The sequence below is a fragment of the Erwinia sp. QL-Z3 genome (genome assembly GCF_004551645.1).
Lineage (GTDB): Bacteria > Pseudomonadota > Gammaproteobacteria > Enterobacterales > Enterobacteriaceae > Erwinia > Erwinia billingiae.
On sequence record NZ_CP037950.1, the window covers coordinates 4745681 to 4759243 of the forward strand.

Annotated in this window: 13 protein-coding genes; 6 read left to right on the plus strand and 7 right to left on the minus strand. The window is 56.3% G+C overall.

Translation table 11 applies throughout. The annotated features are described in order from the left end of the window. Positions 1-351 precede the first annotated feature (351 nt). Positions 352-1344, plus strand: a complete 993-nt coding sequence (locus E2F51_RS22610; protein WP_134824627.1) for a TIGR04086 family membrane protein — start codon at positions 352-354, stop codon at positions 1342-1344. 66 nt (positions 1345-1410) lie between these two features. Here the strand turns inward: E2F51_RS22610 and E2F51_RS22615 are convergent, their stop codons facing one another. Together E2F51_RS22615 and E2F51_RS22620 are read right to left on the minus strand one after the other, a co-directional pair. Then, positions 1411-2496, minus strand: coding sequence for an ABC transporter ATP-binding protein (locus E2F51_RS22615; protein WP_134824628.1), 1086 nt, complete (start codon positions 2494-2496; stop codon positions 1411-1413). 277 nt (positions 2497-2773) lie between these two features. Beyond that, the gene (locus tag E2F51_RS22620; RefSeq protein ID WP_134824629.1) at positions 2774-4267 is read right to left on the minus strand and encodes a PLP-dependent aminotransferase family protein; all 1494 of its coding nucleotides are present in this window, start codon (positions 4265-4267) and stop codon (positions 2774-2776) included. A gap of 121 nt (positions 4268-4388) precedes the next feature. Between E2F51_RS22620 and E2F51_RS22625 the strand changes: the two genes are divergently transcribed. The 4 genes from E2F51_RS22625 (at position 4389) to E2F51_RS22640 (ending at position 8909) form a co-directional block, all read left to right on the plus strand. Then, entirely contained in the window at positions 4389-5648 is a 1260-nt protein-coding gene (locus E2F51_RS22625) for a 4-aminobutyrate--2-oxoglutarate transaminase (RefSeq protein WP_134824630.1), read from the plus strand. A gap of 75 nt (positions 5649-5723) precedes the next feature. Continuing rightward, the gene (locus tag E2F51_RS22630; RefSeq protein WP_105760613.1) at positions 5724-6749 is read left to right on the plus strand and encodes an ABC transporter substrate-binding protein; all 1026 of its coding nucleotides are present in this window, start codon (positions 5724-5726) and stop codon (positions 6747-6749) included. 56 nt (positions 6750-6805) lie between these two features. Then, positions 6806-8071, plus strand: a complete 1266-nt coding sequence (locus E2F51_RS22635; RefSeq protein WP_134824631.1) for an ABC transporter permease — start codon at positions 6806-6808, stop codon at positions 8069-8071. Between the two features lie 10 nt (positions 8072-8081). Further along, positions 8082-8909, plus strand: coding sequence for an ABC transporter permease (locus E2F51_RS22640; protein ID WP_134824632.1), 828 nt, complete (start codon positions 8082-8084; stop codon positions 8907-8909). A gap of 76 nt (positions 8910-8985) precedes the next feature. Here the strand turns inward: E2F51_RS22640 and yfcD are convergent, their stop codons facing one another. Beyond that, positions 8986-9531, minus strand: coding sequence for an NUDIX hydrolase YfcD (gene yfcD, locus E2F51_RS22645; RefSeq protein WP_013203113.1), 546 nt, complete (start codon positions 9529-9531; stop codon positions 8986-8988). A gap of 96 nt (positions 9532-9627) precedes the next feature. After that, a complete protein-coding gene (gene yfcF / locus E2F51_RS22650; protein ID WP_013203114.1) occupies positions 9628-10272 on the minus strand; it encodes a glutathione transferase in 645 nt (214 codons plus the stop codon). 131 nt (positions 10273-10403) lie between these two features. Here yfcF and E2F51_RS22655 point away from each other — a divergent pair, with 131 nt between their 5' ends. Continuing rightward, positions 10404-11297, plus strand: coding sequence for a TIGR01777 family oxidoreductase (locus E2F51_RS22655; protein WP_053144308.1), 894 nt, complete (start codon positions 10404-10406; stop codon positions 11295-11297). Between the two features lie 48 nt (positions 11298-11345). On the opposite strand, the gene hisP is transcribed toward E2F51_RS22655, so the two are convergent. Genes hisP through E2F51_RS22670 form a run of 3 tightly spaced genes read right to left on the minus strand, consistent with a single transcriptional unit; the run spans position 11346 to position 13527 of the window. Continuing rightward, on the minus strand, positions 11346-12119 hold the full coding sequence (gene hisP / locus E2F51_RS22660) for a histidine ABC transporter ATP-binding protein HisP (RefSeq protein ID WP_013203116.1): 774 nt from the start codon (positions 12117-12119) through the stop codon (positions 11346-11348). A gap of 8 nt (positions 12120-12127) precedes the next feature. Beyond that, positions 12128-12844, minus strand: a complete 717-nt coding sequence (locus E2F51_RS22665) for an ABC transporter permease (RefSeq protein ID WP_013203117.1) — start codon at positions 12842-12844, stop codon at positions 12128-12130. Further along, complete coding sequence (locus E2F51_RS22670) at positions 12841-13527, minus strand: histidine ABC transporter permease HisQ (protein WP_134824633.1); 687 nt, start codon at positions 13525-13527, stop codon at positions 12841-12843. The genes E2F51_RS22665 and E2F51_RS22670 overlap by 4 nt, the downstream gene beginning before the upstream one ends. Between the last annotated feature and the right edge of the window lie 36 nt (positions 13528-13563).

The window sequence follows — 13563 nt, forward strand, 5'->3', positions numbered from 1 at the left end:
GTAAATGACGCTGATGACCACGTAAAGGCGGATCCCCTGGATTCGCTTTTTTTTTAACCTCTTTTTACTGACATCACAAATTTAAAAAAATATTCACTGACTTTCCATTCCTGTGCTTATGCATTTTAATTCCCCTGTATTTTTTCGCGCAGGCTCCATTTTCACATCTGGCAATAATTCAAAAGGGTTTAATTCGTTGAAAGCTATCTGTAATTTAGCGGCGTAATTATTTTATGGACAAAATGCTATCCAGGACTAGTCTTAATCAGGAAAGCCATCAGGAGCGTAAAAAGCTTAATAATAATATTAACTTGCTATCCCTGCTTATAATCAGATTAAGAGAGAACAGTTATGAGTGACCATAATATCCATCCGGTTTACAATGATGTTAATACTGGCGTCCCGCTTAAACGCATCTCGTGGAGTGCCATTTTTGCTGGCGTGATCTTATCAGTGGTCATTTATTTATTGCTGACCATTCTTGGTACCGCAATTGGTGCGACCACCATCGATCCGTTAAAAGAGCAAAACCCTCTGGATGGACTGGGCACAGGGGCCGCGATCTGGACGGGTTTAAGCATGCTGATTTCCATTGGCGCGGGGGCATTTATAACCGGCCGTCTGGCTCAGCGTGAAGGCGCGTTACACGGCCTGCTGATGTGGGCGGTAAATACCTTGTTTGTGGTTTGGTTAGCTATCTCGCTATTAAGCAGCGCGGTGAGCGGTACCGCCAGCGTAATTGGTTCGGGCTTTAGCATGGTGGGCAACGGTATTTCTGCTATCGCGCCTTCCATCGCCAATAAAGCGAAAGAAACGTTGAAGGAAAATAACTTCGATCTGGGAAATGTACAGAGCGAACTGGAAAAAACGCTGCAACAAACTGGCAAGCCAGAGTTACAGCCGCAGGCGCTGAAAAATGATGCGAATAAGGAATCGCAGACGGCCCAGAATCAGGCGCAGAATACGGCGAATAATCCACAAAATGCCGATACGGATTTAGCAAACTGGTTCAAAGGCGTGCTGCAACGCAATCAGGATACGCTGCAGGCAGCCGATGTTGATGCGCTGAAAAATATCATCAAAGCGCGGACCGGAAAAAGCGATCAGGAAGTCGATCAGATCGTTGCGCAAACACAGAAAAGCTACGAGCAGGCGCGTCAGAAATATCAGGAACTGAAGGCTCAGGCCGAGCAGAAAGCGCGTGAAGCCGCTCAACAGGCTGCGGCCGCCACTGCCAAAGCCAGCTGGATGACCTTAATCGTTCTGCTGATTGAAGCCGCCGTTGCCGGCGCACTTGGCATGATGGGTCGTAAAACGCAGCCTCGTCAGGTTGTCGTTCGTTAATCCCTGCCGCCCGTAATCGAAAAAGGCCGCTAAAATTGAGCGGCCTTTTTTTTGTGGTTGCAGGCGTTACTGAATCATTACATCCAGCGCCCGCAGATGCGCTGGCTGCCAGGAGAGCGTTACTTCGCTGCCCGGCTTCCAGCTGTTGTCGACTTTGGCTGGCGTCAGCTTCACCATAAAGTTGCACTGCCCACCGACTTCGGTCAGCATTCTGACGTGATCCCCCAGATAGATAAACTGTTGAATTCGCGCACGAACCTGCTGGTCACCCGCTTCTGGCGCATTGACGTTGACGCGCTCAGGGCGAATGCTGAGCTGGATCTTTTTACCCGGAGAGCTTGGGCGTACCTTCAGCGCATCAAGACGCGTGCCGTCATCCAGCTGCACCTGATAGTAATCCCCTTCCGAGCCGACCTGAGTCGCCAGCAGGCTGTTATTTTCCCCGATAAATTGCGCCACAAAGGCATTCGCCGGCTGTTCGTACAGGCGATTTGGGCTGTCCATCTGCTGGATCATGCCGTCGTTAAACACCGCCACGCGATTCGACATGGTCATCGCCTCGCTCTGGTCGTGGGTGACGTAAACAATCGTCAGACCCAGCATCTCGTGCAGCTGCTTGATTTCCATCTGCATATGTTCCCGCAGCTGCTTATCCAGCGCCCCTAAGGGCTCATCCATCAAGACCAGTTTAGGTTCAAACACCAGCGCTCTGGCCAGGGCCACGCGTTGCTGTTGTCCACCCGACATTTGCGCCGGATATCGATCGGCCAGCGAGGTCAGTTTGATCATATCGAGGATCCGGCTGACCCGATCCTTCACGTCCGCCTTGCTCAGCTTGCGGATCGACAGCGGAAACGCCAGGTTCTCGGCCACCGTCATATGCGGGAACAACGCATAGTTCTGGAACACCATGCCGATATCCCGCTGATGCGGCGGCAGCGTGTGCAGCGGCTTATCACGCAGGAAAATCTCGCCGTCGGTCGGCGTCTCAAACCCGGCCAGCATCATCAGACTGGTGGTTTTTCCGGAACCGGAAGGCCCCAGTAGCGTCAGAAATTCGCCTTCCTGCACGTCCAGATTGAGATTGCGCACCACCAGCTTTTCGCCGTCGTAGCTCTTTTTGATGTTCTTAAAACTGACCAGTGATCTCATGGCATTCTCTCGTCGAGGCAGGAAAGGGGTCCAGTGCTTTGCGGATTATTCCGTCAGGCGCAGTGGGTGGCTCCTTTTTAGCTCTACCACAACAAATTTCCTTCCCACAAGCAGAATTTGACAAGCCATCGACGCTGAATTCATTCTCAACACAATCAACGCAATGATTTTTAATCGTTTTTAATCACTGAAAATTTATTACCTGCATCATCTGCGTAGAATCAGGCAAGACTATGCGCACTATTATCGTGCATTCGCCCTGTTTTGAGGCAGTACCTCAGCTGGGTTTCAGCCGCCGTTGCAAACACGCCAGCACCGGCGCGAAGGTTGCCACCATGTTCTGCTCCTCGACGCAGGCATAACCGAGGATCAAACCCCTGCGCGTGGTGCCCTGCAGGTAATACGCTGAAAGTGGCCGGGTCAGCACGCCCTGCTGTTCCAGTTCCGCTGCAACGGCCACATCGTCGATGCCGTCGGGAAGCGAGAGGATCAGGTGCAGCCCGGCGTTGCTTTGCTGCGCCAAAAACGCCGGTCCAAGGCTTGAGGTAATGGCGTCCACCAGCGCGGCACGGCGGCGGCTGTACAGCTGGCGCATCTTGCGGACGTGCGCGGCGTAGTGTCCTTCGCGAATAAATTCGGCCAGCGTCAGCTGTACCAGTCCGTTCCCGCCGCGATACAGTTCCGAATGAGCCATTTTCATCCGCGCGGCCAGCGGTTTTGGCACCACCATGTAGCTCAGCCGCAGGCCGGGATAGAGCGTTTTGCTGAAGGTGCCGAGGTAGATAACCGGCGCATCCGCAGACAATCCCTGCAGCGAAGGGATCGGGCTGTCGCCAAAGCGAAACTCGCCGTCATAATCATCCTCGACAACCCAGCTTCCGGCGTTTTTTGCCAGGTCCAGCAGCTGCTGACGCCGCTGCAAACTCATCACCGATCCCAGCGGATACTGATGCGATGGCGTGACGCAAATCAGCCTTGGCGGTCGGCTGACATGGCTGAAGGCGGCGATATCCGGCAGCACCATGCCCTGCTCATCCACCGGCGTCGGCAGCAGTTCAACGCCGTTCACCGCCAGCACATTGCGAAATCCCCAGTAACCCGGCTCTTCAATCCACGCGCTGTCGCCCGGATCGCACAGCATTTTCGCCAGCAAATCCAGCGACTGATGCGTGCCGGCCGTGACCAGAATCTGATCCGCTGAACAGTTCAGCGAGCGAATAACCCGCAGGTACTCGGCCAGCGCCTGCTGCAGCTGCACGCAGCCGCCGTGGCTGGAGTAGCTCAACGCCTCCACCGGCATCCGACGGCTCAGCCGTAACTGGATTTTGCGCCAGATATCGTGCGGCATATGGCTGACATCGGGCACGCCAGGCATAAACGCGCCCCACTGGAAGGCGCCGGCACCGCTGCGCGCCAACACGCGCGTGCCCCGGCTGGACAGGCGGATGTAGTTAAACGGTTTTCCCGCCGGGACGGGTGACGCGGTGGCCTCCGGCGCCATCTCCGGCAGCCGCTCGCAGACGAAGGTCCCACTGCCGGTTTTGGTTTGCAGATAGCCCTCGGACTGCAGCTGTTCGTAGGCCGAAAGCACCGTATTTCGCGAAACGGAGAGATCTTTTGCCAGATCGCGGGTGGCCGGTAAACGGCTGCCGGTGGCAATGGCCCCCTGCTGGATCGCCGACTGCAAAACATCGTACAAACGCTTGCCCAGCGCGCCTGCGGGAGCCTGGCTTAAGCGGTGTGCGAGCAGGTCGCCAAGTAACGTTCGCAAAATTGGTACCTCGCAATAAAAAAAACTGGCTCTGGATTATAAAACCCACAAAACGGTAAAAACGAGTCAACCCAATACAACGTGGACCGTTCCACGCGATGACATCTGATGAGGTACAGCCATGAACAGTGAAGTGCAACAGCGTCGTTTAGCTGCCACGCCGCGCGGCGTTGGCGTGATGTGTGATTTCTACGCCGTTCGCGCAGAAAACGCCACGCTGTGGGATCATCAGGGACGAGAGTATACCGATTTTACCGCCGGGATCGCCGTTCTGAATACCGGACACCGTCATCCAAAAGTGGTTGAAGCGGTTCGCAACCAGCTGGACTGCTTCACGCACACCGCTTTTCAGGTCATTCCCTACGAGAATTATCTGCTGCTGGCCGAGCGCCTGAATCAGCGGGTGCCGGTTGCCGGCCCGGCAAAAACCACCTTTTTCTCCAGCGGCGCGGAAGCTGTTGAAAACGCGGTGAAGATTGCCCGCGCGGCCACCGGTCGTCCGGGCGTGATCGCCTTCACCGGCGCTTTCCATGGCCGCACCATGATGACCATGGGCCTGACCGGCAAAGTGGTTCCCTATAAAACCGGCTTTGGCCCGTTCCCGGGTTCGGTGTTCCATGCCCGCTACCCTAACGCGCTGCATGGGCACAGCATCGACGATGCGATGGAGAGCCTGGAATCCCTGTTCCGCTGCGACATCAGCCCACAGCAGGTCGCCGCCATTATCTTCGAACCGATCCAGGGCGAAGGCGGATTCAATATCGCGCCTGCCGAGTTTGTCAGCAAACTGCGCGCGCTCTGCGATCAACACGGCATTCTGCTGATCGCCGACGAAATTCAGACCGGCTTTGCCCGCACCGGCAAGCTGTTTGCCAGCGAATACTACCCGGATGCCAAACCTGACCTGATCACCATGGCGAAAAGCCTGGGCGGTGGTCTGCCGATCTCTGCCGTCTCCGGACGCGCCGAAGTGATGGATGCCCCACTGCCTGGCGGACTGGGTGGCACCTATGCCGGCAACCCGCTGGCCATCGCCTCTTCGCTGGCGGTACTGGAGGTGATTGACGAAGAAGCGCTGTGCGACCGCGCGCTGCGTTTGGGTGCAGAACTGGTTGAAACGCTCAACGGCTGCGGCAATCCAGCGCTGATTGAAGTGCGTGCCCGAGGCTCGATGGTGGCCGCCGAATTCAACGATCCGGCAACCGGCAAGCCTTCTGCGGAAATCGCCAAAAACATTCAGCAAAAAGCGCTGGAACACGGGTTGATCCTGCTGACCTGTGGCGTGCATGGCAACGTCATCCGCTTCCTTTATCCACTGACTATCCCGGACGCCCAGTTTCAACAGGCGCTAACGCTGCTTGACACGCTGTTGCGCGCGTAGCTCCGGTGGCACAAATACTGCAATAACGCACCGGCAGCGTTGGCTGCTGATAACAATAACGAGGGGAGTTTTGGCATGGTTAAGACGTTGGCACTAATGATTCTGGCTGCTTTTGCCGTACAGGCGCAGGCAGAAACCCTGACCGTAGTTTCTTTTGGCGGCACCAACAAGGATGCGCAGGAGAAGGCTTTCTACAAACCCTTTACCGCCGCAGGTAAAGGCACCATTGAAGCCGGCGAGTATAACGGCGAGATGGCGCGCATCCGCGCGATGGTCGAAACCGGCCAGATTGGCTGGGACGTGGTGGAACTGGAAACCCCGGAACTGCAGCGCGGGTGTGAAGAAGGTCTGTTTGAAACGCTGGACTGGAACAAATTGGGCAAAAAATCTGACTTTATCCCGGCAGCGGTCACCGAATGTGGCGCCGGTATTTTTGTCTGGTCTACCGTGCTGACTTATGACGCCACCAAGTTAAAGAAAGGGCCAACCAGCTGGGCGGACTTCTGGGACACCAAAGACTTCCCGGGTAAACGTGCGCTGCGCAAAAGCGCAAAATACACGCTGGAAATCGCGCTGATGGCCGACGGCGTGAAGCGCGAAGACGTGTATACCGTGTTAGCCACCCCTGCCGGTGTCGATCGCGCCTTTAAAAAGCTCGACCAGATCAAACCGAATATTCAGTGGTGGGAATCCGGCGCTCAGCCGCTGCAGTGGCTGGTTTCCGGCGATGTGGTGATGAGCTCGGCCTACAACGGCCGCATTGGTGCCGCGCAGGCTGAAGGACATAACTTCAACATCGTCTGGGACAACGCGCTATACGACCTGGATAACTGGGCGATCGTCAAAGGCTCGAAGCACAAGGCCCTGGCCGAACAGTTTATTGCCTTCGCTAACCAACCTGAAAACCAGAAGGTGTTTGCTGAAAACATTCCTTACGGCCCGACCAACCTTAACGCCGGCAAGATGCTGGATCCAAAACGTCTGAGCACCCTGCCAACCGCGCCGGAAAACCTGGCGAAGTCGTTACAGGTGAGCAGTGATTTCTGGCTTGAGCACGGCGAAGATCTCGAACAGCGCTTCAACGCCTGGGCAGCCAGATAAGTTAAGCCGGCCGGGCCAGCATCGTGCCCGGCCGCACCTGAATTAAGGAGTCAGCAATGAGTCAAAATCCGGTTCTGGAGTCCAACATGCCCACTGCACTGAACGGCGAGCTGTCCCTCAGTCAGCGTCTGCGCCGCGTGGACCGGGCGAAAACCCGCCGCTCACTGATGCTGATAGCGCCTTTGCTGATCTTCGTGGTGGTCTGTTTTCTTTTTCCGATCGTTTCCATTCTGAGTAAAAGCGTTGAGAACCCGGAGTTCCACGACACCCTGCCGGAAACCACCGCCGCGCTGGCGCAGTGGTCAGGCAACGCCCTGCCCGATGAATCCCTGTATGCCACGCTGGGCAAAGAGCTGAAGAGCGCCCGCGAGCAAGGCCAGATTGCGGGCATCGCCAAACGGATGAGCTATGAGGATCCCAGCTTTCGCCGGCTGATTGTGACCGCGCCGCGTCTGGTGCCCGACTCGGGAAGCCAGGTAAAAGAAGCGATGATCGCCCGTCAGCCGTTGTGGGGCGAACTGTCGACCTGGCAGACGCTGCAACGCGCCGCCAAACCGCTGACCAGCTACTATCTGCTGTCGGTCTTCGATCGTAAGGTGGATGTCAAAACCGGGGAGGTAGTGAAGATCCCGGCTGAGCAGGCGCTGTATGTCAACGTGCTGCTGCGCACGCTGTGGAGGGCGTTGGTGGTGACCTTACTCTGCGTGGGCATTGGCTATCCGCTGGCGTACTGGCTGGCGAAGCAGCCCTCTAATCGCGCGAATCTGCTGATGATCCTGGTCCTGCTGCCGTTCTGGACCTCGCTGATCGTCCGCACCGCCAGTTGGATTGTGCTGTTGCAGTCAGGTGGGTTAATCAACCGCGCCCTGATGGCAGTGGGCTTAATCGACCACCCGTTAACGCTGGTGTTTAACCGCGTTGGCGTCTTTATCTCGATGACCCACATTCTGCTGCCGTTTATCGTGCTGCCGTTATATGCAGTGATGAAAGGCATCTCCCCCACCTATGTACGCGCGGCCATTTCACTTGGCGCGCATCCGTTCCTCGCTTTCTGGCGCGTCTATGTGCCGCAAACCTACGCCGGGATTGCCGCGGGTGCGCTGCTGGTCTTCATGATGGCGATTGGCTACTACGTGACGCCCGCCCTGCTGGGCGGACCGGATGACCAGATGGTCAGCTACTTTGTGGCGTTCTTTACTAACAGCACCATGAACTGGGGCATGGCCGCAGCATTGGGTAGCCAGCTGCTGATTATCGTGATGTTGCTGTATGTGGTTTATGTCCGCGTGACCCGCACCTCTGCCGAGTCGGCAGCCCATTAAGGAGATGATGATGAGACAAAATGGAAGCCAACTGCTTCGTCTGTGGAACGCCTTCTTCACCTTTTATGGCGCGGCGGTACTGCTGTTTCTGATCGTGCCGGTCCTGGTGATTGTGCCGCTGTCGTTTAACTCAAGTTCGTTTTTAAGCTATCCCCTCAGCGGCTTCTCGCTGCGCTGGTATCAGACCTTCTTCCATTCAGGTGAGTGGCTGAATGCGCTCGGCAACAGCCTGATGATTGCGCCGATGGCCACCTTAGTGGCAACGGTGCTGGGCGTGCTGGCGGCGATGGGGCTGGTGCGGGGGGAATTCCGTGGCAAAGGGATCGTGATGGCCATTCTGATTTCGCCGATGGTGGCGCCGGTGGTGATCATCGCCGTGGGGATGTTCTTCTTCTTTGCGAAACTCTCGCTGCTGAACAACTACCTCGGGCTGGTCCTTGCTCATGCCCTGCTTGGCGTGCCGTTTGTGGTGATCACCGTGGTGGCGGTACTTAAGAGCTATGACAGCAATCTGTCGCGCGCGGCCGCCAGTCTGGGGGCTTCGCCGCTGTATACCTTCCGCAAAGTAACGCTGCCGCTGATTGCGCCCGGCGTATTCTCCGGTGCGCTGTTCGCCTTCGCCGCCTCTTTCGATGAAGTGGTGGTGACGCTGTTTCTCGCCAGCCCGCGTCAGCGAACCTTGCCCATTCAGATGTTTGCCGGCATCAGGGAAAACCTTGACCCGACCATCGCCGCGGCGGCGACGTTGATGATTGGCGCATCCTTGATCCTGCTGATCGTCATGGAACTGCTGAGAAGGCGCGGCGAGAAAATGCGTCAGTCGGCACCGGCTCATTAGACTCGATGCCTGAAAAGCAAAACGCCTGACGAAATTCATCAGGCGTTTTTTTTGCACTCAGGCGAGCCGCCGGAGGTTACTCCTGGCGTGAACTGCCAGAGCTGGAACGGCCGGACTCGTTGTTACGGCTGAGCCACAGTGACAAGGCTTTTAGTGAATCATCGGTGAATTCATCGCAACGGGCGGTGATCTCTTCCGGCGTCATCCAGGTGACCTCATCCACTTCTTCTTCCTGCATGGCAAACGGACCGTGTGAGACGCAGCTGAACAATCCGCCCCAGACGCGGCAGTGCTGATCTTCAAAGTAGAACAGACCGTGTTCAGCAAAAGGAACCGCCGCAATACCCAGCTCCTCTTCCGCCTCACGGCGCGCTGATTCCAGCATATCTTCGCCACTTTGCACCACGCCACCGGCGGTCGCATCCAGCATACCCGGCATAAAGTCTTTGGTTTCTGTACGGCGCTGTACCAGAATTTTGCCCATCCCATCGTGTACCACGATGTAGGTCGCGCGATGGCGCAAACATTGTGCCCGCATATGCGCACGGCTGGACTGTGCGACGACCTCGTTTTCTTCATTAACGATGTCTACCCACTCCGTGCCGCTCTCTTGCTCCACCATCCGTAACCCTTATTTGTTCTGGCGCATCAGCGCACGTTTACTCTTGCCCGCACAGTGTGCCACGGACCGTAAAAAAATTATAACCCGCGAGTGTGATTAACAGGCGGTCTTGGAGGATTCTGAGAGCCAAAGTTGCACGGATGCACGTTGCCACTGGAAATGGGCATAGTCAGCCACGCGATCGGGCACCGGATCGCCGTGCAGAGCCAGCCGATTGATCATCACCGCGAGGTCGGTATCAGCAATTGACCATTCGCCAAACAGGTTTTGCTGGCCCGGCGAGAGCCGACGCTCCACCGCGTCAAACAGCTTTTGCGCAGACGCCTGCGCATCTGCGGTTAAGGCCGGAAACTTTTCATCGGCAAACAGCACTTCCGTGGGGCGCTGCTGACGGATCGGCAGAAAATCGCTGCGCAGCCAGGCCTGAATTTCACGCGCTCTGGCCCGTTTTTCACGATCTTTAGGATACAGGCGTTCATATTCCGGGGCAGGAAAACGCTCTTCCAGATATTCGGCAATCGCGGAAGATTCGGAAAGCAGGAAATCATCAATCTGTAAGGCCGGTACGCGACGCGTCAGCGAGATCTCGCCAAACGCATTTTCAAGATGCTGCTGGCTGGCGAGATCAACATGCTGCATCGAGAACGGCACGCCCTTCTCGCTCAGCGCAACAAAGACCGACATCACATAGGGGCTAAAAAAACAGGCATCGGACCACAGCGTTACGTTTGGGTAATTCATCCTGATATCCTTACAAGGCGGCGTCTGCAACCTGTTTACCCATTTTTTCACATAAAGGCAATCCCCCAAACTTCACCTAAGCTGAAAGCAGGCTGTTGGATTTTTTATTTCTCTGATTAAGGACAGACAGCATGCATATTTTACTGACAGGCGGCACCGGCCTGATTGGCAGCCACCTTATTCCCCGCCTGCTGCATCGGGGTGAAACCGTCAGCGTGGTGACACGCGACGTCGCCGCAGCACGGGCGAAGCTGGGCCCGGAAGTGCACCTCTGGTCCGGCCTCGATCAACAACTGGATCTGAATGACGTTGATGCGGTAATCAATCTGGCCGGTGAACCGATTGCCGATAAGCGCTGGACCGAGCAGCAGAAGCGCCACCTGTGCGAAAGCCGCTGGCAAATCACCGAACGGCTGGTGAGCCTAATCCATGCCAGCAGTAACCCGCCTTCGGTACTGATTTCCGGCTCCGCCACCGGCTTTTATGGCGATACCGGTGACCTGGTGCTGACCGAAGACGATCCCGGTCACGATGAGTTTACCCATCAGCTTTGCGCGCACTGGGAACAGCTGGCGCTGGCGGCGGCCAGCGAACATACCCGGGTTTGCCTGATGCGTACCGGCGTGGTGCTGGCGAAAGAAGGTGGCGCGTTAAGCAAAATGAAATTGCCCTTCAGAATGGGCATCGGCGGCCCGATAGGCAGTGGCAAGCAGTATATGCCGTGGATCCATCTGGATGACATGCTGAATGCCATCCTGTGGCTGCTGGACAGCCCTGGCTTAAGCGGTCCGTTCAACATGGTGGCGCCGTATGCGGTGCGCAATGAACAGTTCGCTGCCACGCTGGGACACGCCATGCACCGCCCGGCCTTTATGCGCACGCCGGCGACCGCCATTAAGCTGATGATGGGCGAATCGGCGATTCTGGTGCTGGGCGGGCAACACGTGTTGCCTAAGCGGCTGGAAGAGTCGGGGTTTGCCTTCCGCTGGTATCAGCTGGACGAGGCGCTGGCAGACGTGGTGTAAGCGCAAGCATCAACCCCGGAAACCGGGGTTGATGTCAGCGCGAACCGGTTACTTCAGCGCACCGGAAAGGAATTGCTGCAGACGGGTGCTTTTCGGATTATTGAACAGCTCCTGCGGCGGCCCTTCTTCCTCAATTTTCCCCTGATGCAGGAAGATCACATGGCTGGAAACGTGGCGGGCAAACTCCATTTCGTGCGTCACCACCACCATGGTTTTCCCCTCTTCTGCCAGCTTCTGCATAATCTTCAGCACTTCACCGACCAGCTCAGGATCCAGCGCAGAGGTGGGCTCATCAAACAGCAGCACTTCGGGCTCCATCGCCAATGCGCGGGCAATAGACACACGCTGCTGCTGACCCCCTGACAGATTCACCGGATATTTGCCGCGCGCGCGCTCATCAATCCCCACTTTATCGAGGTACTTGATCGCCCGTGACTGCGCTTCCGCTTTGCTCAGGCCCAGCACCTGGATTGGCGCTTCCATCACGTTCTGCAGCACCGTCATATGGCTCCACAGATTAAAGTGCTGGAATACCATGGTCAGGCTGGTGCGCAGTTCACGCAGCTGTTCTTTGTTGGAGACCTTCAGCTGGCCATCGGTATCACGCACCAGGTTAATCATCTGGTTGTTCACCGCGATGGTGCCTTCGCTTGGCTTCTCAAGGAAGTTAATGCAGCGCAGGAAGGTACTTTTGCCTGAACCGGACGAGCCGATAATGCTGATCACATCGCCAGCATTGGCCTGCAGCGATACGCCCTTCAGCACTTCATGCTCGCCATAACGTTTATGCAGTTCAGTTACGCTTAATTTATTGTCGGCCATAATTCTGCTCAATGAGTTGATGAAGGTTTAACGTGCTTCAGCCAGCGTTTTTCCGCCTTGCGGAACAGACTAATCAACACATACGAGATCATAAGATACAGCACCGCCGCAATGCCAAAGGCCACAAACGGCTGATAGGTTGCGGAGTTAATGTCGCGGGCAACCTTCAACAGATCGGGCACCGTGGCGGTAAACGCCAGCGCCGTCGAGTGCAGCATCAGGATCACTTCATTGCTGTAAGCAGGCAGCGCGGTGCGCAGTGCGGAAGGCATGATGATGCAGCGATACAGTTTGAAGGTGGAGAAACCATAGGCCCGCGCCGCTTCAATTTCACCGTGCGGCACCGAACGGATTGCCCCGGCAAAGATTTCGGTGGTGTAGGCACAGGTATTCAGCGTTAACGCCAGCAGCGTACAGTTAAGGCCGCTGCGGAAGAAGGCGTTGAGCAAATCGTTGCCCTTCACAATCTCCAGCGTGTACATGCCCGAGTAGAAGATCAGCAGCTGCACGTATAACGGCGTGCCGCGGAAAATATAGGTGAACAGCCACACCGGGAAACGCACGGCGGTAATCGAGGAGACGCGCGCAATGGACAGCAATACCGCCAGGCAGCCGCCCAGCACCACGGAAATAATCAGCAGCCACAGCGTAATCGCTACGCCTGAAAAACGGTATCCGTCAGTCCACAGCAGGGCTTGCCAGTAGTCATGAATAATGTCGATCATAGGTCAGCCCTTCTTACACCCACCGAATAACGGCGTTCAAGCCACAACAGCACGCCGTTGGACAGCGTGGTAAACACCAGATAAATCACCCCGACCACCACCGCAAAATAGAACGGCTGCCAGGTACTTTTCCCCGCCAGCTGGGTCGCTTTGACCACGTCTTCCAGCCCCAGCAATGACACCAATGCCGTGGCCTTGAGGATCACCTGCCAGTTATTGCCGATGCCCGGCAGCGCATAGCGCATCATGCCAGGGAACAGGATCCGACGGAAAGTCTGGGAAGAGGTAAAACCGAACGCCGTCGCGGCCTCAATCTGGCCTCTCGGCACCGCCATATAGGCGCCGCGGAAAGTTTCAGTGAAGTACGCGCCGTAGATAAAGCCAAGGGTGATGATACCGGCAACCATCGGATCAATATCAAACTGATCGACGCCCAGTGCATCAGTAAGTTGGTTCAACGCAATTTGCAGACCGTAGAAGATCAGCAGCATCAGAACCAGATCGGGCACGCCACGGATCAGCGTGGTGTAACCTTCGAAAATCAGGCGTAACGCCCGATTGCTGGAGAGCTTGGCCCCTGCGCCAATCAACCCAAGGATAACGGAGAGCAGCACCGAGCTGAGAGCGAGCTCAAGCGTGACCAGCGCACCTTTAAAAATCACTTCAGAATAGCCATACAGCATAAGGATGTCCTGTCTTTGGATTAACTTCGCGTTTCA

What these genes read in the sequence shown, in the direction of transcription:
- yfcF (WP_013203114.1), bottom strand. Translation starts at nt 10,272, where the DNA reads ATGAATTACCCAAACGTAACGCTGTGGTCCGATGCCTGTTTTTTTAGC.
- yfcD (WP_013203113.1), bottom strand. Translation starts at nt 9,531, where the DNA reads ATGGTGGAGCAAGAGAGCGGCACGGAGTGGGTAGACATCGTTAATGAA.
- E2F51_RS22610 (WP_134824627.1), top strand. Translation starts at nt 352, where the DNA reads ATGAGTGACCATAATATCCATCCGGTTTACAATGATGTTAATACTGGC.
- E2F51_RS22615 (WP_134824628.1), bottom strand. Translation starts at nt 2,496, where the DNA reads ATGAGATCACTGGTCAGTTTTAAGAACATCAAAAAGAGCTACGACGGC.
- E2F51_RS22665 (WP_013203117.1), bottom strand. Translation starts at nt 12,844, where the DNA reads ATGATCGACATTATTCATGACTACTGGCAAGCCCTGCTGTGGACTGAC.
- E2F51_RS22670 (WP_134824633.1), bottom strand. Translation starts at nt 13,527, where the DNA reads ATGCTGTATGGCTATTCTGAAGTGATTTTTAAAGGTGCGCTGGTCACG.
- E2F51_RS22640 (WP_134824632.1), top strand. Translation starts at nt 8,082, where the DNA reads ATGAGACAAAATGGAAGCCAACTGCTTCGTCTGTGGAACGCCTTCTTC.
- E2F51_RS22635 (WP_134824631.1), top strand. Translation starts at nt 6,806, where the DNA reads ATGAGTCAAAATCCGGTTCTGGAGTCCAACATGCCCACTGCACTGAAC.
- E2F51_RS22655 (WP_053144308.1), top strand. Translation starts at nt 10,404, where the DNA reads ATGCATATTTTACTGACAGGCGGCACCGGCCTGATTGGCAGCCACCTT.
- hisP (WP_013203116.1), bottom strand. Translation starts at nt 12,119, where the DNA reads ATGGCCGACAATAAATTAAGCGTAACTGAACTGCATAAACGTTATGGC.
- E2F51_RS22630 (WP_105760613.1), top strand. Translation starts at nt 5,724, where the DNA reads ATGGTTAAGACGTTGGCACTAATGATTCTGGCTGCTTTTGCCGTACAG.
- E2F51_RS22625 (WP_134824630.1), top strand. Translation starts at nt 4,389, where the DNA reads ATGAACAGTGAAGTGCAACAGCGTCGTTTAGCTGCCACGCCGCGCGGC.